The sequence below is a fragment of the Pseudomonas sp. FW300-N2F2 genome (assembly GCF_017351655.1).
Taxonomy (GTDB): Bacteria; Pseudomonadota; Gammaproteobacteria; order Pseudomonadales; family Pseudomonadaceae; genus Aquipseudomonas; species Aquipseudomonas fluorescens_AA.
Map to the genome: position 1 here is coordinate 179,873 of NZ_JACNDQ010000003.1, position 19,006 is coordinate 198,878.

18 protein-coding genes are annotated in these 19,006 nt (G+C 62.8%); 6 read left to right on the forward strand and 12 right to left on the reverse strand.

The annotated features are described in order from the left end of the window. The first annotated feature begins 129 nt into the window (after window positions 1-129). The 3 genes from J4E63_RS21660 to J4E63_RS21670 all read left to right on the forward strand — a co-directional run bounded on the left by J4E63_RS21660 (window position 130) and on the right by J4E63_RS21670 (window position 3,858). Window positions 130-2,058, forward strand: a complete 1,929-nt coding sequence (locus J4E63_RS21660; RefSeq protein ID WP_207283322.1) for an ATP-dependent DNA helicase RecQ — start codon at window positions 130-132, stop codon at window positions 2,056-2,058. Window positions 2,059-2,165: 107 nt separating this feature from the next. Continuing rightward, on the forward strand, window positions 2,166-3,392 hold the full coding sequence (locus tag J4E63_RS21665; protein WP_207283323.1) for a 3-hydroxyacyl-CoA dehydrogenase: 1,227 nt from the start codon (window positions 2,166-2,168) through the stop codon (window positions 3,390-3,392). 46 nt (window positions 3,393-3,438) lie between these two features. Beyond that, complete coding sequence (locus tag J4E63_RS21670; RefSeq protein ID WP_092475515.1) at window positions 3,439-3,858, forward strand: thioesterase family protein; 420 nt, start codon at window positions 3,439-3,441, stop codon at window positions 3,856-3,858. A gap of 78 nt (window positions 3,859-3,936) precedes the next feature. Here the strand turns inward: J4E63_RS21670 and J4E63_RS21675 are convergent, their stop codons facing one another. The 4 genes from J4E63_RS21675 to J4E63_RS21690 all read right to left on the reverse strand — a co-directional run bounded on the left by J4E63_RS21675 (window position 3,937) and on the right by J4E63_RS21690 (window position 8,879). Further along, a complete protein-coding gene (locus tag J4E63_RS21675) occupies window positions 3,937-4,416 on the reverse strand; it encodes a glycine zipper domain-containing protein (protein WP_060739662.1) in 480 nt (159 codons plus the stop codon). A gap of 297 nt (window positions 4,417-4,713) precedes the next feature. Continuing rightward, window positions 4,714-7,062: an FdhF/YdeP family oxidoreductase gene (locus J4E63_RS21680; RefSeq protein WP_207283324.1), complete on the reverse strand. Its 2,349-nt coding sequence runs from the start codon at window positions 7,060-7,062 to the stop codon at window positions 4,714-4,716. Then, window positions 7,059-7,898 carry a formate dehydrogenase accessory sulfurtransferase FdhD gene (gene fdhD, locus J4E63_RS21685; RefSeq protein WP_207283325.1) on the reverse strand — a complete coding sequence of 280 codons (840 nt, stop codon included), beginning with the start codon at window positions 7,896-7,898 and terminating at the stop codon, window positions 7,059-7,061. Before fdhD ends, J4E63_RS21680 begins: the two co-directional genes overlap by 4 nt. Before the next feature lie 93 nt (window positions 7,899-7,991). Further along, window positions 7,992-8,879: a LysR family transcriptional regulator gene (locus J4E63_RS21690; RefSeq protein ID WP_207283326.1), complete on the reverse strand. Its 888-nt coding sequence runs from the start codon at window positions 8,877-8,879 to the stop codon at window positions 7,992-7,994. 133 nt (window positions 8,880-9,012) lie between these two features. Between J4E63_RS21690 and lysM the strand changes: the two genes are divergently transcribed. Continuing rightward, window positions 9,013-9,453 (forward strand): peptidoglycan-binding protein LysM, encoded by a 441-nt coding sequence (gene lysM, locus J4E63_RS21695; protein ID WP_092330074.1) that lies wholly within the window; start codon window positions 9,013-9,015, stop codon window positions 9,451-9,453. A gap of 111 nt (window positions 9,454-9,564) precedes the next feature. Here the strand turns inward: lysM and yrfG are convergent, their stop codons facing one another. Next, window positions 9,565-10,227, reverse strand: a complete 663-nt coding sequence (yrfG, locus tag J4E63_RS21700; protein WP_207283327.1) for a GMP/IMP nucleotidase — start codon at window positions 10,225-10,227, stop codon at window positions 9,565-9,567. Between the two features lie 88 nt (window positions 10,228-10,315). Here yrfG and nudE point away from each other — a divergent pair, with 88 nt between their 5' ends. Both nudE and cysQ read left to right on the forward strand, forming a co-directional pair. Beyond that, on the forward strand, window positions 10,316-10,882 hold the full coding sequence (gene nudE / locus J4E63_RS21705) for an ADP compounds hydrolase NudE (RefSeq protein ID WP_060739656.1): 567 nt from the start codon (window positions 10,316-10,318) through the stop codon (window positions 10,880-10,882). After that, a complete protein-coding gene (cysQ, locus tag J4E63_RS21710) occupies window positions 10,879-11,706 on the forward strand; it encodes a 3'(2'),5'-bisphosphate nucleotidase CysQ (protein ID WP_207283328.1) in 828 nt (275 codons plus the stop codon). The genes nudE and cysQ overlap by 4 nt, the downstream gene beginning before the upstream one ends. Before the next feature lie 125 nt (window positions 11,707-11,831). On the opposite strand, the gene J4E63_RS21715 is transcribed toward cysQ, so the two are convergent. From J4E63_RS21715 to rfbB, 7 genes are all read right to left on the reverse strand, one after another. Then, on the reverse strand, window positions 11,832-12,287 hold the full coding sequence (locus J4E63_RS21715) for a YiiD C-terminal domain-containing protein (protein ID WP_207283329.1): 456 nt from the start codon (window positions 12,285-12,287) through the stop codon (window positions 11,832-11,834). A gap of 37 nt (window positions 12,288-12,324) precedes the next feature. Then, window positions 12,325-13,716 (reverse strand): sigma-54 dependent transcriptional regulator, encoded by a 1,392-nt coding sequence (locus J4E63_RS21720; RefSeq protein WP_207283330.1) that lies wholly within the window; start codon window positions 13,714-13,716, stop codon window positions 12,325-12,327. Next, window positions 13,713-15,521 (reverse strand): ATP-binding protein, encoded by a 1,809-nt coding sequence (locus J4E63_RS21725; RefSeq protein ID WP_207283331.1) that lies wholly within the window; start codon window positions 15,519-15,521, stop codon window positions 13,713-13,715. The genes J4E63_RS21720 and J4E63_RS21725 overlap by 4 nt, the downstream gene beginning before the upstream one ends. Before the next feature lie 68 nt (window positions 15,522-15,589). After that, complete coding sequence (gene rfbD / locus J4E63_RS21730; RefSeq protein WP_207283332.1) at window positions 15,590-16,474, reverse strand: dTDP-4-dehydrorhamnose reductase; 885 nt, start codon at window positions 16,472-16,474, stop codon at window positions 15,590-15,592. After that, window positions 16,471-17,016, reverse strand: a complete 546-nt coding sequence (gene rfbC, locus J4E63_RS21735) for a dTDP-4-dehydrorhamnose 3,5-epimerase (protein WP_207283333.1) — start codon at window positions 17,014-17,016, stop codon at window positions 16,471-16,473. The genes rfbD and rfbC overlap by 4 nt, the downstream gene beginning before the upstream one ends. Beyond that, entirely contained in the window at window positions 17,013-17,888 is an 876-nt protein-coding gene (gene rfbA / locus J4E63_RS21740) for a glucose-1-phosphate thymidylyltransferase RfbA (RefSeq protein ID WP_207283334.1), read from the reverse strand. The genes rfbC and rfbA overlap by 4 nt, the downstream gene beginning before the upstream one ends. Next, window positions 17,885-18,967 carry a dTDP-glucose 4,6-dehydratase gene (gene rfbB, locus J4E63_RS21745; RefSeq protein ID WP_207283335.1) on the reverse strand — a complete coding sequence of 361 codons (1,083 nt, stop codon included), beginning with the start codon at window positions 18,965-18,967 and terminating at the stop codon, window positions 17,885-17,887. The genes rfbA and rfbB overlap by 4 nt, the downstream gene beginning before the upstream one ends. Between the last annotated feature and the right edge of the window lie 39 nt (window positions 18,968-19,006).

Genomic DNA, 19,006 nt, shown 5'->3' on the forward strand with positions numbered 1-19,006 from the left:
TGCTCGTGGCAAGGCAAAGGCGCTCGACGCTGTATCATCCAGTATCGTTTTTACCCCCGACCTTTTCTCGACGCGCTGCGTTGTCCCGCTAGTCTTTGGGTCTCGCAGCAGTCAAAGGAGCGACCGCGCATGCACAGCACCCTGGAACAGGTTTTCGGTTATCCACAGTTTCGTCCCGGCCAGGAGACGGCCATCGGCGCCGTGCTGGCCGGTCGGTCGGCGGCGGCCATCTTCCCCACCGGCTCGGGCAAGTCCCTGTGTTATCAATTGCCGGCCCTGCTCTTGCCGCACCTGACCCTGGTGGTTTCGCCACTGCTGGCGTTGATGCAGGACCAGTTGGTGTTCCTCAAGCGCCACGGCATCGCGGCGGCCAGTATCGATTCGGCCCAGAGCCGTGACGAAGCCAACGACGCCATGGCGCGGGCCCGTTCGGGCGAGTTGAAGATCCTGATGATTTCCGTGGAGCGCCTGAAGAACGAGCGCTTTCGCAATTTCCTGCAGCAGGTGCCGATTTCGTTGCTGGTGGTGGACGAGGCCCACTGTATTTCGGAATGGGGGCATAACTTCCGACCTGACTACCTCAAGCTTCCCGATTACCAGCACCAGTTCAATATTCCCCAGGTATTGCTGCTGACGGCCACCGCCACGCCCAAGGTCATCGCCGACATGCAGGCGAAATTCGCCATTGCCGCCGCCGATGTGGTGACGACCGGTTTCTACCGACCTAACCTCAATCTGCTGGTCGAGCCCGTACCGGGTGTCGCCAAGCGCGCACGGCTGGTGCAGTGGTTAGGCGCGCGCGTCGGGCAGCCGAGCATCGTCTATGTCACCTTGCAGCGAACCGCCGAGCAGATCGCCGAGCACCTGAGCCAGCACGGTATCGAGGCCGAGGCCTATCACGCCGGTTTGCCCCATGAGCAACGCGAAGCCATCCAGCGGCGATTCATGGGCGGGCAATCCAATTGCATCGTCGCCACCATCGCTTTCGGCATGGGCATCGACAAGAGCGATATTCGCAACGTCGTGCATTTCGACCTGCCCAAGTCCATCGAAAACTACAGCCAGGAAATCGGCCGGGCCGGGCGCGACGGGCAGCCATCGGATTGCCTGGTGCTGGCCAACCGCGACAGTCTCAACGTGCTGGAGAACTTTGTGTACGGCGATACGCCGGAGCTCGCAGGCATTCGTTGCGTGCTCGACGAACTGAAGGCCGCTGCCCCCGATGGGCAATGGGAGTTCTTGCTGGGCCCGCTGGCGGACCAGAGCAACATCCGGCAACTGCCGCTCAAGACGTTGTTGGTCCAGTTGGAGTTGCGCCGGCTGATCGCGCCGCGCTATGCCTATTTCGCGGAGTATCGCTTCAAGTTCCTGACCGAGCCCCAGGAGCTGCTGGAGCGCTTCGAAGGTGAGCGAAGGGACTTCGTCGCGGCCATCATCCAGACTTCCAGTCGCGCCCGGAGCTGGGCCACGGTGGATTTCGACGGGATGTACCGGCAGTACCACGCTGAGCGTAATCGTGTGGTCAAGGCGCTGGATTATTTCCAGGAAAAGGGCTGGATCGAGCTGGAAAGCAAGCAGATGACCGAGGTGTACAGCGTGCTGGAAGCGGACCTGGATGTGCAGGTCTTGAGTGCCGAGCTGCATGCCTATTTCACCCGGCACGAACACGGTGAAATCGCGCGGATCCACGCCATGCTCGAATTGTTCGCCACCGACCGTTGCCTGGGTCATCGCTTGGCGCAGTATTTCGGCGACGACAGTGCACCCCACCCGTGTGGCCATTGTTCGGTGTGCCATGGGCAGATCGCTCGCCTGCCGGAGCCGCCTGCGCTGCCGGCGCTTGTGGATAAAAGCTTCGAGGCGCTGTGTGGCGATTTTATCCACAAGCATGAGCAGCACAGCGGCAGCGTGCCGTCTGCCGAGCGCCTCACCCGCTTCCTGTGCGGGATCAGTGTGCCGCTGTTCACCCGATTGAAGGCGCGGAAGATCCCTGGCTACGCCGCACTGGAAGCGTATCCATACGCCGAAGTTCGCCAGTGGACTCAAGCGCATCTGTGAGCTGCATCCATCCGCTGAATGCCCTTCATCACACGAATAAATTTCAAAAACATTCGGCGGCTGACTAAGGTGAAGGCTGTCTTCGGATCGCCAACAAGAGAGCCAACATGAGCCAGACACCTTTCGATATTCAGCGCGCCGCGGTGGTCGGTGCAGGCACCATGGGGCGGGGCATCGTGATGTGCCTGGCCAACGCCGGCGTGGCGGTGCAGTGGGTCGACAACAATCCGCAGATGCTCGAGCAGGCACTGGTTGCCGTGGCCGAGACCTATGCCCATGGTGTGCGCCAGGGTCGTATCGACCAGGGTGAGGCAGATGCGCGGATCGCCCGGGTGACACGGGCGGATGATTACGCGGCGATCCGTGAGGTGGACCTGGTGATCGAAGCGGTCTACGAAAACCTGGAGCTCAAACAGACTATCTTTCGCGAACTGGACGGCCTGCTCAAGCCCGAGGCCATCCTGGCGAGCAACACGTCGGCGCTGGACATCGATGCCATCGCCGCCGTCACCCGCAGGCCAGCCCAGGTCCTGGGCCTGCATTTCTTCAGTCCGGCGCACATCATGAAGCTGCTGGAGATCGTTCGCGGCGCACAAACCTCCAAAGCGGTGCTGGATGCGGCCCTGGTGCTGGGCCAGCGCATGGGCAAGGTCAGCGTGATATCGGGCAACTGCCACGGCTTCATCGGCAACCGGATGCTTCATCCGTATGTGCTGGAAGCGCGCAAGATGTTGCTGGAGGGGGCGTTCCCCCATCAGGTGGATGCGGCGTTGCAAGGCTTTGGTTTCGCCATGGGGCCGTTTCGCATGTACGACGTCGTTGGCATCGACCTGGAGTGGCGTGCCCGTGAGCTGGCGGGCAAGGGCCAGGATGCGCCCGAGGTGCAGGTGGACAATCGTCTGTGCGAACTGGGACGGTTCGGCCAGAAAAGCGGCAATGGGTATTATCACTACGAGCCGGGCAGTCGACAGGCCGAGCATGATGTCGAGGTCGATGCGCTGGTGTTGCGGGTCAGTGAGGCGTTGGGTTTCCAGCGTCGCGAGATCGGCCCGGAGGAAATCCTCGAGCGCTGCCTGCTGGCGCTGGTCAACGAGGGGGCGAAGATCCTGCAGGAAGGCATTGCCGAGTCGGCCCACGCTATCGACCTGGTCTACCTCAACGGCTACGGCTTCCCTGCGGACAAGGGCGGGCCGATGGCCTGGGCTGACGGGCAGGGGCTGGAAGCCATCCACGCACGCCTGCTGGAGCTCGAAACGAAGCAGGGCGACCAATGGAAGCCCGCGCGTGTGATTGGCGAGCTGGCGGCGCAGGGCAAGGGATTCGCGCAGGCCTGAGCCCCGTGCCACGTCAAGACCATTGAACAACCGTAAAGGACAGCTGATGCCCCAACGCAACGAATACCCACACTTGCAGCCCATCACCACGCGCTGGCACGACAACGATGTGTACGGTCACGTCAACAACGTCACCTACTACAGCTTTTTCGATACCGCTGTGAATACCTACCTGATCGAAGTCGGCGGCCTGGATATCCATGACGGAGACGTGGTGGGGTTCGTGGTGAGTTCGGCCTGCGACTACTTCGCCTCGATCGCCTTTCCTGACCGGATTGAAATCGGCCTGCGAGTTGGCAAGTTGGGCAGCAGTTCGGTGCAGTATGAGCTGGCGGTGTTCAAGGCGGGCGAGGAGGAGGCTTGTGCGGCGGGGCGTTTTGTTCACGTATTCGTGGATCGGGCGTCGAATCGGCCGGTGGCAATTGCGGATCGGCTACGTGGGGCGTTGGAGCGGTTGGTGGTCTGAAACAAAAAATCGCAGCCTCCTGCCAGCGCTGGGCGCTGTCGGAGGCTGCGATCTTCAACGGCTAGTATCGATCAGCCGTTAGTCGCGGTAGTGGCGATGATGTTTTTTGCGGTGGCCGTAGGCATGACCGCGACCTGGATGGCCGTCACGGTAGTAGCGGCGATCACCACGGCGATCGTCATAACGACGGTCATCGTCATCGTCCTTGCCCATGTAGTTACCCAGGGCGCCACCCGCGCCACCGCCCGCCGCCGCACCGATCAGGCTGCCGGTGCTGCCACCGACGCTACGGCCGACCACGTTACCGCCGGCCGCGCCCAGCGCGCCGCCGATCGCCGCTTCGCCGCGGCTGTGTTTGTCTGCGCCGACCGCACTACCGCCCGCACCGCCCAGCGCCGCGCCGATAGTGGAACCGGTGTTGCCGCCCAGGGACTGGCCGACGACCGAACCCAAAACCCCGCCCAATGCGCCGCCCACACCTGCTTCGGCAGTACCGCCGGCGGAAGCGATGCCACTGGCCAGGCTAAGGGACAACAAGAGAATGGAGGAGAACTTCATAGAGGAGCCTCAAAGGGATGACGGCGCGATCCTGAGGCTCGCTTCGCTTGGTTACAATAGAAATCCGACGAGTAACACGACTTGTGCACAATTCTCTAAGTTATTGTTTTACGGTCGGAACTTAACGCGAATTGGCCGGTCTTTAGCTACTTCGGACAGGCCGTTTTCTATGGAAAACGGCCTTTTTTGTGGGCGCTGGAAAGTACTCTGTAGCGAGGGGGTATCGCTGGGCTGCGACTCCCTTTTCTGGTTGCTGCGCAACCAAGCGGGAGCAAGCTCCCTCGCCACAATACTGTGTCAGGCCGACTTGGCCAGGATCAGTCCATTCTCGCTCGCCGCTTCCAGGCGGATCGCGACGAATTTCGACGTCGGCGTGTGGCTGCCGTCGCCCGTGCTTTCCAGCGGCACCAGCGGGTTCACTTCAGGGTAGTAGGCCGCAGCCTGCCCGGCCGGAATGTCGAACGCCAGCAGGGTAAAACCCTTGACCCGACGTTCGCGACCGTCATCCCAGAGCGAGACGATGTCGGCTTTCTGCCCCGGCTTGAAGCCCAGGCGAATGATGTCCGCTTCGTTGGCGAACAACACGTCACGCTGGCCCTTGACGCCGCGATAGCGGTCATCGAGGCCATAGATGGTGGTGTTGTACTGGTCGTGGGAGCGCATGGACTGCATGATCAGGTCGGGCAACTGGCCGGTGGCACGGGTGCGTTCATGCACCAGGTCGCTCGGCAACAGGTTGGGCTTGAAGTTGGCGCGGCCCGACGGGGTGTTCCAGCGACGCGCACCAGCGCTGTTGCCCAGATAGAATCCACCAGGGTTTTTCAGCTTTTCGTTGAAGTCCTTGAAGCCGGGTATGGTATCGGCGATCAGGTCGCGGATGCGGCTGTAGTCGGCCACCAGCCAATTCCAGTCCACCGGACGGCTACCCAGCGTGGCGGCGGCGATGCCGGCGATGATCCACGGTTCGGAGCGCATCTGGTTCGACAGCGGCTGCAACTGGCCGAATGAGGCATGCACCATGCTGAAGGAGTCTTCCACGGTCACCGCTTGCGCGCCTTCGGTCTGCAAATCGATGTCGGTGCGGCCCAGGCACGGCAGGATCAACGCGTCCTTGCCGTGAGCCAGGTGGCTGCGGTTGAGCTTGGTGCTGATCTGCACCGTCAGCTCGCAATTGGCCAAGGCCTGGAAGGTCCGATGGCTGTCCGGCGTGGCTTGGGCGAAGTTGCCGCCCAGGGCGATGAACACCTTCGCCTGGCCGTCGGCCATGGCGTGGATCGCCTCGACCACGTTGTGGCCGTTTTCCCGCGGTACCTTGAACTGGAAGCGCCGCTCCAGCGCGTCGAGGAATGCCACCGGTGGACGCTCGTTGATGCCCATGGTCCGGTCGCCCTGCACGTTGCTGTGGCCGCGAACCGGGCACAGGCCTGCGCCTGGTCGGCCAATGTTGCCGCGCAGCATCATCACGTTGGCGATTTCCTGGATGGTCGCCACCGAGTGACGGTGTTGGGTGATGCCCATCGCCCAGCACATGATCACGTTCTGGCTTGTGGCGTACATGCGCGCCGCCTGCTCGATTTCGACCAGGGTCAGGCCCGATTGCTCGACGATCTGTTCCCAGGGCGTATCGTCGACCGCCGCCAGGTAATCCAGCACGTTGGTGCTGTGTTCATTGAGGAACGCATGGTCGAACACCGCCGCCGCGCCGCTGTTCTGCGCCTCACGCTCCCATTGCAGCAGGAACTTGGCCATACCGCGCAAGATCGCCATGTCGCCACCCAGGGCCGGGCGGAAATACGCGGTGTTGGTCGGCTTGTTGCCGTTGGTGAGCATTTCGATCGGGCTCTGCGGGTGCTGGAAGCGCTCCAGGCCCCGCTCCTTGAGCGGGTTGATGCACACCACCTGGGCACCACGTTTCACCGCCTCGCGCAGTGGTTCGAGCATCCGCGGGTGATTGGTGCCAGGGTTCTGGCCCCAGACGAAAATCGCGTCGGCGTGCTCGAAGTCATCGAACGTCACCGTGCCCTTGCCCACGCCCACGCTCTGGGCCAGCGCTACGCCGCTGGCTTCGTGGCACATGTTCGAGCAGTCGGGGAAGTTGTTGGTGCCGTAGGCGCGCACGAACAGTTGATACAGGTAGGCCGCTTCGTTGCTGGCCCGGCCCGACGTATAGAACTCGGCCTGGTTGGGGCTGGACAGCCCTTGCAGGTGCTTGCCGATCAGGGCGAACGCCGATTCCCAACTGATGGGCTTGTAGCGGTCGGTTTCGGCGTCGTAGCGCATGGGTTCGGTCAGGCGACCCTGGTATTCGAGCCAATAATCGCTCTGCTCCAGCAGCGAGGTCACGCTGTGCTTGGCGAAAAATGCACCGTCGACGCGGCGCTTGGTGGCTTCCCAGTTCACGGCCTTGGCGCCGTTCTCGCAGAACTTGACCATACCGCTTTCGGGAGAGTCGCCCCAGGCGCAGCCAGGGCAGTCAAAACCGCCATTCTGGTTGGTCTTGAGCATCATGCGGAGGTTTTTCAGCGCATTGTCGCTGGTCAACCAGGCCTGAGCGACACTGATCAGCGCACCCCAACCACCGGCCGGGCCCTTGTAGGGCTTGTAGCGTGGTACGGGTTTCTGGTCGGCTTGTTGATGATTGCTCACGCTTGTTTCTCCATCGCAGGGCTGTAGACCCGCGGCGCACTTTTCTGCGGCAGGTGGATGAGGTTGAGGTTGTGTTGGCGGGCCCACTGCACGGCGAGGCCCGTGGGCGAGGACAGGCTGACCAGGGTCTGGATGCCGGCGCGCAGTACTTTCTGGATCAGTTCGAGGCTGCAACGGCTGGTGACGATCGCCACGCCACCGGCCACTGGGACCTGTTGCCGGATCAACGCGCCGATCAGCTTATCGAGGGCGTTGTGTCGGCCAATGTCTTCGCGGCCCAGCAGCAATTCACCCTGGGCGTTCATGAACAACGCCGCATGTACCGCGCCGCAATGTTGGCCCAGGGGCTGGAATTGGCTGATACGCTCACGCAGGCCATCGAGCCATTGCGCCGCGGGCAGTGGTGCGCCGGGCAGCACCTTGAGGTTTGGCAAGGCCTGTTCCACCGCTTCCACGCCGCACAATCCGCAGCCACTGGTGCCCGCCAACTGCCGGCGTTGCTGCTTGAGGTTCCAGAAGGCGCGGTTGGCGATGGTCACCTGGGCATAGTGCGCGGCACCCGTGCCGCTCAGTTGCAGGTCATAGATGTCCGATGAATCTTCGATGATGCCGCTGCCGAGGCTGAAACCGACGATGAAGTCTTCCAGGTCGGTCGGGGTGACCAGCATGACTGCCTGGCTGATGCCGTTATAGGCAATCGCCAGCGCCACTTCCTCGGCCAGCGCGGTGCTGTCCGATTGGGAGTGGTCCAGATTGCAGTAGCCATAGCTCTGGCTGGCGACCGGCGTGGATGTTTCCATCGCTGGCGCTGGACTGACCGGAGGCTTGTCGTTCATGGGCATCACTGAAAGTAGGAATAGTGTTAAGACTAAATGCGGCAATCTGCCACGTCTAATCGCTATTACTGATCTTCCAATAGATGACGTCGATCAAGAAGTCGTCGCTGATTTCTGGTAAAGGGCAAAACAGGCCTCTGCCAACGCCGAGCGGGGGGCACCGCGCCGCATGATCAGGCCCAGCGGGACTAGCGTCTGGGCGTTTTCAATGGGTTGGATGCGCAAATCCTCGGTCAGGACGTCCAGGCCGCTGTCCAGGGGCATCACCGCGCAACACAGCCCGCCGTGCACAGCTTGTAACAATTGGTGCACCGCGTCGGTTTGCAACAGCGGTTGTGGGGTCAGGCCCCGGCTGTGGAAATTGTGGTCGATGGACTGGCGAAAATGCATGCCGCTGGTGAGCATGCCCAGGGGCAGTTCGATCAAGGCTTCCCAAGTCAGCGGTTGTTCACCGAAAAAGAAATAACGCTGGTCGTAAAGCAAGCCCATGCGGGTGGGGCTGAAGGGCAGTGCCTCGAAACGTTCGTTGTCCAGGCGTTCCAGGTAGGAAACGCCCAGGTCGATGCGGTTGTTCGCCAACTGTTCGAGGATGCGTTCGGAGCTCAGGGACGACAATTCGAAACGCAGGCTGGGGTGCTCGGTGTGCAAGCGCTGCATCATCGCCAGCGGGTCGAAGTCCGACAACGGCACCACGCCCAGGCGCAGCGTACCCACCAGGTTGCCCCGACAAGCCGCCGCTTCGGCCTGCAGCCCGTCATAGGCCGCCAGCACCGTGCGCGCCCAGGCCAGCACCCGTTCTCCCGGCGCGGTGAAACCTTCAAAGCGCTGGCCGCGGTTGACCAGCGGCAGGTCGAGTTCTTCTTCAAGGCTGCGCAGGCGCATCGACAGGGTCGGCTGGGTGATGTGGCAGCGTGCGGCGGCCTGGCCGAAGTGACGGGTTTCGTCCAGCGCGATGAGAAATTTCAGCTGCTTGATGTCCATCTTCGCTCCAGGGCGCGGGAAGATCCGGATTCTAGCGCTTGCGCGTGGCGGGGTCATTGGTCGGCTGGGAACCGGGTTCGTCTTGCCTGGTCTAGTCTTTGCGTCTGGACATTTAAATCAAGGAGCGTGTGCCATGAGTATCTTTAGCTTTGTGAAGGAAGCCGGTGAAAAGCTGATCGACCTGCTGACCCCCGGCAATGCCAATGCCAGCGAACAACTGAAAGAGCACATTGAAAAGGTCGGCCTGGGCAATCCGAACGTTCAGGCCACCGTCGAGGGCGACAAAGTCATCGTCACCGGTGAAGTCGCGAGCCAGGAAGAGAAGGAAAAGATCCTGTTGGCGGTGGGCAACATCGCCGGCGTCGGCAGTGTCGACGACCAGATCACCGTGACGGGCCCGGTGGCCAAGGCGGCGCGTTTCGTGACGGTGAAGAAGGGCGACACCCTCAGCGCCATTTCCAAGGCCGAATACGGCGACGCAAACAAGTACAACAAGATCTTCGAGGCCAACAAGCCGATGCTGTCGCACCCGGACAAGATCTACCCGGGGCAGGTGTTGCGTATTCCCGAGTAACTTGCAGGTCTGTATTGTCTTCATCGCGAGCAAGCTCGCTCCCACAGGGTTTCCTGGTTCGCCGCGAAACCAATGTGGGAGCGAGCTTGCTCGCGATGAATATGGCGCGGTTCAAAGCCCGGCAATCAAGTCCCGATAATCCCCCAGGGCCTCGAACTCCCCCGTATCCTTCGGCCCCTTGCGACTGTCCGGCTCGCTGACCGCCAACAGGTGCGCCACGCCGAAATCCCGGGCGCTGCGCAGCACCGGCAGGGTGTCGTCGATGAACAGGCTGCGGGCCGGGTCGAAATTCAGGTCGGCTTGCAGCGCGTCCCAGAACTGCGGGTTTTCCTTGGGGAAGCCGTAGTCGTGGGAACTGATCAAGCGTTCGAAGTAGGGGGCCAGTTCGATGCGCTCCAGCTTCAAGGACAACGAATCGCGGTGGGCATTGGTGATCATCACCACGCGCTTGCCGGCCCGCTGGATGGCCGTCAGGAACGTATCGGCGTCCGGGCGCAAGGCGATCAAGTGGGCGGTTTCCAACTTCAGTTCGCGCACCGGCAACTTCAGTTCAGTGCTCCAGAAATCCAGGCAATACCACTGCAGTTGGCCGGCGTTGCGCTCGAACAGGGGTTGCAGCTCCATCTCGGCCATCGCCCGGCTCACGCCATGCAGTTCGGCGTAGCGCTGGGGCAGGTGTTCGAGCCAGAAATGGTTGTCGTAATGCAGGTCCAGCAGGGTGCCGTCCATGTCCAGCAGAACCGTATCGATCTCATGCCAGGGCAGCAAGGCCATAAAACTTCTCCAGCGGTAATCGGATATCCGACACAAACAATCAGAATAGGCCGGGTATAGTAGCCTGCTATCGCCCAGGGAGCCGTTTATGCGCCAGAAACCCACCATACTCGATCGCCGGATCGTCGCTACCAGCCGCCTGTTCTGTGTGGAAGAACTGAAATTGCGGTTTTCCAACGGTGTGGAGCGTACCTATGAACGTCTGGCGAGTAACGGTGCGGGCTACGGCGCGGTGATGATCGTGGCGATGCTCGACGCCGACCACGCGGTGCTGGTGGAAGAGTATTGCGGTGGCACCGATGCCTACGAACTGTCCCTGCCCAAGGGCTTGATCGAGCCAGGGGAAGACGTGCTGGCGGCGGCTGAGCGGGAGCTCAAGGAAGAAGCCGGCTTCGGTGCACGACAGTTGGAACACCTGACCGAGTTGTCGCTGTCCCCTGGCTACATGAGTCAGAAGATCCAGGTGGTGCTGGCCACCGATCTGTACGAAGAACGCCTGGAGGGCGACGAGCCCGAGCCGATGGGGGTGGACAAGGTCAACCTGCGTGAGCTCTCGGCCCTGGCGCAGAACCCGCAATTCACCGAGGGCCGGGCCTTGGCGGCGCTGTACCTGGCCCGTGACCTGCTGGCCCAGCGTGGAGCGTTCCTGTCATGACTTTCCCTCATTCGTTGATGGCTCCGGTAGTCGAGTTGGCGCTCCAGGCCGGTGACGCGATCCTGCCGTTCTGGCGCGCCAACGTGCAGGTTAACCACAAGGCCGACGAGTCGCCGGTGACTGCCGCGGACATGGCGGCTCATGATGTGATCGTGGCCGGGTTGACGGCGCTGGCCCCGGATATTCCGATCCTCTCCGAAGAGGACGCCGATATTGCCCAAAGCGTGCGCGCCGGCTGGCAGCGCTGGTGGCTGGTGGACCCGTTGGATGGCACCAAGGAGTTCATCTCCGGCAGCGAGGAGTTCACCGTCAATATCGCCTTGGTGGAGCAGGGTCGCGTGGTGTTCGGTGTGGTGTCGATGCCGACCAATGGACGCTTTTACGTCGGCGGCGCAGGGTTGGGTGCCTGGCGTGGCGACAAGGGCGGTGTGCCTTTGCCTATCGCGGTTCGTGATGTATTGGCGCCGAGCGAAGCGTTCACCGTGGTCGCCAGTCGCCGGCACACCAGCCCGGAGCAGGAACGCCTGCTGGAGGGCTTGAGCGGGAGCCTGGGCGAGCTGCAACTGACCAGTATTGGCAGTTCGTTGAAGTTCTGCCTGGTGGCCGAAGGCGCGGCGGATTGTTATCCCCGGCTGGCGCCGACCTCCCAGTGGGACACCGCCGCCGCCCAGGGGGTGCTGGAAGGTGCGGGGGGCGAGGTGTTGGACTTGAGCGGCGAACCGTTCTGCTATCCACCGCGGGAGTCGCTGTTGAATACGTCATTCCTGGCGTTGCCGGCCAAAGCGCCGTGGCGGGGCAAGTTACTGGAGTTGGCCCGTTCCTGAACCGTACCTGCTTTCCTGTGGCGAGGGAGCTTGCTCCCGCTCGGTTGCGCAGCAACCGCAAAATCTTGGGGCCGCTTCGCAGCCCAGCGGGAGCAAGCTCCCTCGCCACAGGGGGCTGCGTTGCTTTAGCGGTGTAACACGTACTGCCCCTCAAACTGCACTGCCACGTCCTCGCTCCCGCTGTTCAACACTTGCGTCTGCAAAGTCAGCCGCGCCCGGCCATAGCGCCGATACGTGGCCAGGAAGCGCTTCCACAGCTTTTCCTCGGGCGCATCGCAGACGACAGTCGCATCGCGGGTCACTGGCAGCGGATAGCTGATCTGCCCTTCCTGAATCACGATATGCCCGTCTTCGATGCCTTCCTCGCGCAGGGCCAGATGCAGCCAGCCCCAGCCACCCAGTACGGCGCCGCAATACAGGCTGCCACCGAACATGGTGCTCTTGTGGTTGACGTTGGCCGCCAGGGGCAAGGACAGGCGCAGTTGCCGGGCCTGCCAATCGAGCACCTTGAGGCCCATGTCCCGGGTCAAGGGGATGTCGTGGTGCAGGATCGATTCCAGGTAACGGCTGTCGCGGTTCATTGCGGGGCCTCTTGCTTGACGGGGAAATGACGATAATTCAATCGGACTCATCGGCCGAACCCTGGCTGCTGTCGCCGAAGGTCAGGCCATGCTTGCGCAACTTGTCGTGCAGGGTCTTGCGGGGGATGCCCAGGGCTTCGGCCAGGCTGCGCACCGAGCTGTGGGGGCGCGCCAGTTCGGCGGCGATCAGGGTTTTCTCGAAATTTTCCACCTGCTCGCTCAAGCCGCCACTGACCAGTTCCACCGGTGCGCCGGGGTTGCCGTCTGGCGCGCTGTTGTCCAGGGCCAGTTCCAGTCCCAGGGCAAAGCGTTCGGCGGCGTTCTGCAGTTCCCGGACATTGCCCGGCCAGCTGTGGCGCAGCAGCAACGCCCGTTGCGCCGGTTGCAATCCGTGGGGTGGCAGGCCATGGCGAGCACTGGCTTCGTTGGCGAAATGCTGGAACAGCATGAGCGCATCCTCGCCCCGTTCGCGCAACGGCGGTATGCGCAGCGGCGCGACGTTCAGGCGGTAATACAGGTCGGCGCGGAAACGTCCCTGGTCGGCGGCCTGGCGCAGGTCTTCCTTGGTCGCGGCGATGACGCGGATATCCAGCGGGATCTGTTGGTTGCCCCCCAGTCGTTCCACCATGCGCTCTTGCAGCAGGCGCAGCAGCTTGACCTGGACATCCAGGCTCATGCTTTCGATTTCATCCAGAAACAGCGTGCCACCGTTGGCGAACTCGAACTTGCCGATACGGCGTTTCTGCGCGCCGGTAAAAGCACCGGGCTCGTGGCCGAACAGCTCGCTTTCCACCACCGACTCGGCCAGGGCTCCGGCGTTGATCGCCACGAAGGGGCCATTGCGTCGGCTTGAGAGGTCGTGCAAGGCACGGGCGACCACTTCCTTGCCGGCGCCGGTTTCACCGAGGATCAACACGTCGGCGCGGGTGGCGGCCAGTGCCCCGATCTGCTCGCGCAGGCGCAGCATCGGAGCCGATTGGCCGACCAGGCGGGCGCTGAGTTCGTGGCGATCGCTCAGGGCCAGGCGCAGGCTGCGGTTGTCCAGCACCAGGCGGCGCAAGGCCAGGGCCCGGCGTACGCTGTCGAGCAGATGATCGCTGGCAAAAGGTTTTTCCAGGAAGTCGTAGGCCCCGGCGCGCATCGCCTGCACCGCCAGCGGCACGTCGCCATGGCCGGTGATCAGCAGCACCGGCAGTTCCGGGTCCTGGGCGTGGAGTTCGCCCAGCAGTTCGAGGCCGTCCATGCCCGGCATGCGAATATCACTGACCACCACCCCCGGCCAGTCACGGGGCAGTTGCCCGGCCACGCCCTTGGCTTCGGCCAGGGGCAGGATCTTCAGGCCGGCCAGGTCGAGGGTCTGGCTCAAGGCCTGACGCAGATGGGGATCGTCATCGATCAGCACCACCTCAATCCGGTTATCGATGGTCATACACTTCGGTCCTCGGACGGTTGCAGGCTCACCCCGGGCGCGCCGGCGCGCAGCTTCAGGGTGATCAGGGCGCCGCCTTCCTTGTGGTTGGCGAACGACAGTTCGCCGCCGAAGGCGCGCATCAGGGTGTCGCAGATCGCCAGCCCCAGGCCAAGGCCCTGGGTGCGCGTCTTGGTGGTGTAGAAGGGCTCACCGGCGCGGCCCAGGGCTTCCATGCAAAAACCCGGGCCGTTATCGCGGATGTACAGGCTGACGCCGGTGTCGGTGGCCTGGGCACTGAGCCAGAGTTTGCGCGGCGGGCCTTTCTCGGTGAGCGCATCGAGGGCGTTGGCCAGCAGGTTGCCGAGTACCTGGCGCAGGCGGGTTTCGCCGGCCTCGACCCACAGCGTGGCGGCCGGCAAGTCGCGGATCAGTTCCACTTCCATGCTGCGCCGGCGTTTGGCGAGCAGCGCCAGGGCGTCGTCCAGCGCCGGTTGCAGGGCGACGCTTTCCGGGGCATGGCGATCGCGGCGGGCAAAGGCGCGCAGGTGGGCAATGATCGATGCCATGCGCCCGGTCAGTTCGCTGATCAGCTTGAGGTTGCCGCGGGCATCCTCGGTGCGTTGGTGGTCGAGCAATATCTCGGCGTTTTCCGCGTAGCTGCGAATCGCCGCCAGCGGCTGGTTGAGTTCGTGGCTGATGCTCGCCGACATGGTGCCCAGGGCCGACAGCTTGCCGGCTTGCACCAGGTCATCCTGGGCACGGACCAACTCCTGCTGGGCTTGCTCGCGCTCCAGCACTTCCTGCTTCAAACGTCGGTTCAGCCCTTCCAGGTCGCTGGTCCGTTCGGCCACCCGCCCTTCCAGCTGGTGGCGGGCCTTGGCTTCGAAGGCGATCCGATCCAGATAATGGCGCCGGCGTTGCATCATCAAGCCGAGCAACAGCATCAAGACCAGCAATGCCGCGCCGCCGATGGCGACCACGGTGCGCACCGGACGGTCGATCAGCGTGCGCGGGGCGAGAATGCTCACGCTCCAGCCGGTTTCTTCGATGGCCTGGGTCTGGGTCAGCCAGGCGTTGGCATCCAGGTTCAGCGGCTTGGGGTCGCGGGTCGGATAAGGCTGTACCGCGCTGATGGCCTTGCGCTCGTCGTCACCCAACGGCCGGGTCGCGCGAAATCGCCATTCCTGGCGCGACGTGAGGATGACCACGCCATTGTGGTCAGTCACCAGCAACTGTTCCGGGGTCTTGCCCCACAGGCTTTCGGTGTGGTCGAGGTCGACCTTGACCACTAGCACGCCGATGACTTTTTCGCGGTCGTGCACGGCGGCGGCGAAGAAATAACCGCGCTTGGCCGATGTGGTGCCCAAGCCGAAGAAGCGCCCCAGGCGCCCGGCCATGGCTTCGATGAAGTACGGACGGAAGGCGAAGTTGCGCCCGACGAAACTGTCGTGCTTGTCCCAGTTCGACGCCGCCAGGGTCTTGCCGGTGGGGTCCATCAGGTACATGACTTCCGCACCGGTCTGGGCGCTGATGTTTTTCAGCAGCCGGTTGGCGTTGCCTTGGGTCACGCCGTCGTCCGGGGTCGACAAGACGGCGCGCAAGGCCGGCAGGTCGCCGAGAATCTGCGGCAGCACCTCATAGCGGTGCAGCGTGCCCAACAGGTTGGCGACGTAGAGGTCGAGGGTCTGGCGGTTCTGTCCGGCCAGTTCGCTGCGGTAATAACGTTCGGCCAGGTGCTCGAGCGGCCACAGCAACGGTGCCAGGCACAGCGCAAGCAAGGCCAGGCTGCGCCAACGGGGTCTGCGGGGAAGGGTGGAGTTCATGGACATCGGGCGCCTGTGGTGACAGGCGTATTATGCCTAGTTGCCCCGCAAATACTATTTGTAAGGCCTTACCAGGCTTGTCCGGCAAGACACTGCTGCAACGCGTCTCGCCAGTCGGGTTGGCTCACCGACCACTCCTTGAGCAGGCGGCTGCAGTCCAGGCGCGAGTTCAGCGGTCGAGGGGCCGGCGTCGGGTAAGCGCTGGACGCAATGGGCTCTAGCAGTGCACACGACTTGTTCCGTTCGAGCAGGTTTTCGCCGATGGCCTGGGCGAAACCGAACCAGGACGTCTCGCCCCGGGCCGTCAGGTGATAGGTGCCCCAGGCTCCGGGTTGACCGGCCTGCCAGCGCTCGATCAGTTGGGCGGTGCTGTCGGCAATGGTGCCCGCCCAGGTCGGTGCGCCAATCTGATCGGCCACCACCCGCAGCTGCGGTTTTTCCTGCAACAGGCGTTGCATGGTCAGCAGGAAATTGCGTCCCTCGGTGGAGAACACCCAACTGGTGCGCAGGATCAGGTGCTGGCCGCCTGCCTGGCCGATGGCATGTTCGCCGGCCAGTTTGCTGCGCCCGTAGACACTCAGCGGGTTGGGCGTGTCATCCTCGGTGTAGGGGGCGGGCTTGAGGCCATCGAAGACGTAGTCGGTGGAGTAGTGAATCAACGGGACGCCCAGGTCGAGCGCTGCCTGGGCCAGGATACCCGGTGCCGTGGCATTGATGGCAAACGCCCGTTCCGGTTCGCTCTCGGCCTGGTCGACGGCCGTGTGAGCGGCGGCATTGATGATCAGGCCGGGGCTCAGGGCCTCGATGGGTGCGCGCAGGGAGTCCGGTTGCGCCAGATCGAGTTGGTCGCTGCCGCGTACGAGCAACTCGCCCATGCCGCTCAGGCGCGACTGGAGCGCCCGGGAAACCTGGCCATTGCGGCCGACGATCAGGATGCGCAGGGGGGGATTCATGGGAACAGGTCTGCCTCGTGCAAGGCCTTGCCGTTCTGGTCCTTGGCCGAGAGGATCGGCGCGCCTTCCAGCGCCCAATCGATGGCCAGTTGCGGATCGTCCCAGCGAATGCAGCGTTCGGCCGAGGGTGAGTAGTAATCGGTGGTCTTGTAGAGGAAGTCTGCCGATTCGCTCAGCACGACGAAGCCGTGGGCAAACCCTGGTGGCACCCACAGCTGCCGATGGTTCTGCGCCGACAGGCGAACGCTTGCCCATTGGCCGAAGGTCGGCGAGCTGCGACGAATGTCCACCGCGATATCCAGCACCTCCCCGGCAGTGACACGTACGAGTTTCCCCTGGGTCTGTTCGATTTGATAGTGCAGGCCCCGCAACACGCCCCGGGTGGAGCGTGAGTGGTTGTCCTGGACGAACGGCAGGGTGCAGCCGGTCGCCTCGGCAAACGCCCGGGCATTGAAGCTTTCGTAGAAAAACCCCCGATCGTCACCGAAGACTTTCGGTTCGATGATCAGGATGTCCGGCAGACGGGTGGCGATGACGTTCAACGTGTTTCTCCGGCGATCTTGAACAGGTACTGGCCGTAGCCGGTCTTGCCAAAATACTGGGCGCGCTCAAGGATGTGCTCGCGGCTGACCCAACCTTGCTGGTAGGCAATTTCTTCCAGGCACGCCACTTTCAGGCCTTGGCGATGTTCGATGGTCTGCACGTACTGCGAGGCTTCCAGCAGGCTGTCGTGGGTGCCGGTGTCCAGCCAGGCGAAACCGCGGCCGAAGCGCTCGACGTGCAGGTCGCCGCGTTGCAGGTAGGCGTTGTTGACGTCGGTGATTTCCAGTTCGCCGCGTTTGGATGGCTTGATGGCCTTGGCGATCTCGATCACGTCGTTGTCGTAGAAGTACAGGCCGGTCACCGCGTAGCTGGATTTAGGCGCAGTGGGTTTTTCTTCGATGGACATCGCCCGCCCTTCCGAGTCGAAGTCGATCACGCCAAATCGCTCGGGGTCCTTGACCCAGTAGCCGAACACCGTCGCGCCACTTGGCCGGTTGATAGCCGTCTGCAATTGCTCGCCGAAATACTGACCGTGGAAAATGTTGTCGCCCAGGATCAGGCACACCGAGTCGTTGCCAATGAACTGTTCGCCGATCAGGAACGCCTGGGCCAAGCCATCGGGCGATGGCTGCTCGGCATAGCTCAATTGCACGCCAAACTGTTGGCCGTCGCCCAACAGGTTGCGGTATTGCGGCAGATCCTGGGGGGTGGAAATGATCAGGATGTCCTTGATGCCCGCGAGCATCAGCACCGAGATCGGGTAATAAATCATCGGTTTGTCATAAATCGGCAAGAGCTGCTTGGAAACCCCGAGGGTAATCGGGTGCAGGCGGGTGCCGGAACCGCCGGCCAGGACAATGCCTTTCATCATGCAATTGCATCCTTGTTGTCGAGCGAACCCAGGCGCTCGCCTTGATAACTGCCGTCCTGGACACGTTGGCACCACACCAGGTTCTCGAGGTACCACTGCACCGTCTTGCGCAGTCCGGTCTCGAAGGTTTCCCGAGGTGTCCAGCCCAGTTCCCGTTCGATCTTGCTGGCGTCGATGGCATAGCGCAGGTCGTGGCCGGGGCGATCCTGGACGAAGCTGATCAGGTCGGCATAGTGCTCGACGCCTTCGGGTTTGCGTGGCGCCAGCTCTTCGAGCAGCGCGCAGATGCTGCGCACCACGTCGATGTTTTTCTGCTCGTTGTGCCCGCCAATGTTGTACGTCTCGCCGACCGCGCCCTGGGTGACGACCTTGAGCAGCGCCCGGGCATGGTCTTCGACGAATAGCCAGTCGCGCACTTGCTGGCCGTTGCCGTAGACCGGCAGCGGTTTACCGGCCAACGCATTGAGAATCACCAGGGGAATCAACTTCTCGGGGAAGTGAAACGGCCCGTAGTTGTTCGAGCAGTTGGTCAACAGCACGGGCAAGCCGTAGGTGCGTTGCCAGGCGCGGACCAGGTGGTCGGACGCCGCCTTGCTCGCCGAATACGGTGAGCTTGGGGCATAGGCGGTGGTTTCGGTGAACAGGTCATCCACGCCGTGCAAGTCGCCATACACTTCGTCGGTGGAGATGTGGTGGAAGCGAAACGCGCGTTTCTGCGGCTCGGCCAGGGCCTGCCAATAAGCGCGGGTGGCTTCCAGCAGGCTGTAGGTGCCCACGATGTTGGTCTGGATGAAGTCTGCCGGGCCATCGATGGAGCGGTCTACATGGGACTCGGCCGCCAGGTGCATGATGGCTTCCGGCTTGAATCGCGCGAGCACCGCACTGACGGTCGCTTGATCGACAATGTCGGCCTGGACGAATTTGTAGCGGCTGTCGTGATCGATGCTGCTCAGCGATTCGAGATTGCCAGCGTACGTCAGCTTGTCGAGGTTCAGGACCTGGTGCTCGGTATCGAGAATCAAGTGCCGTATGAGCGCCGAGCCGATGAAGCCAGCACCGCCAGTGATGAGAATGCGCATCCGGTTAAGCCTTTTTCCGTGGGACGACAAAGCATAGGG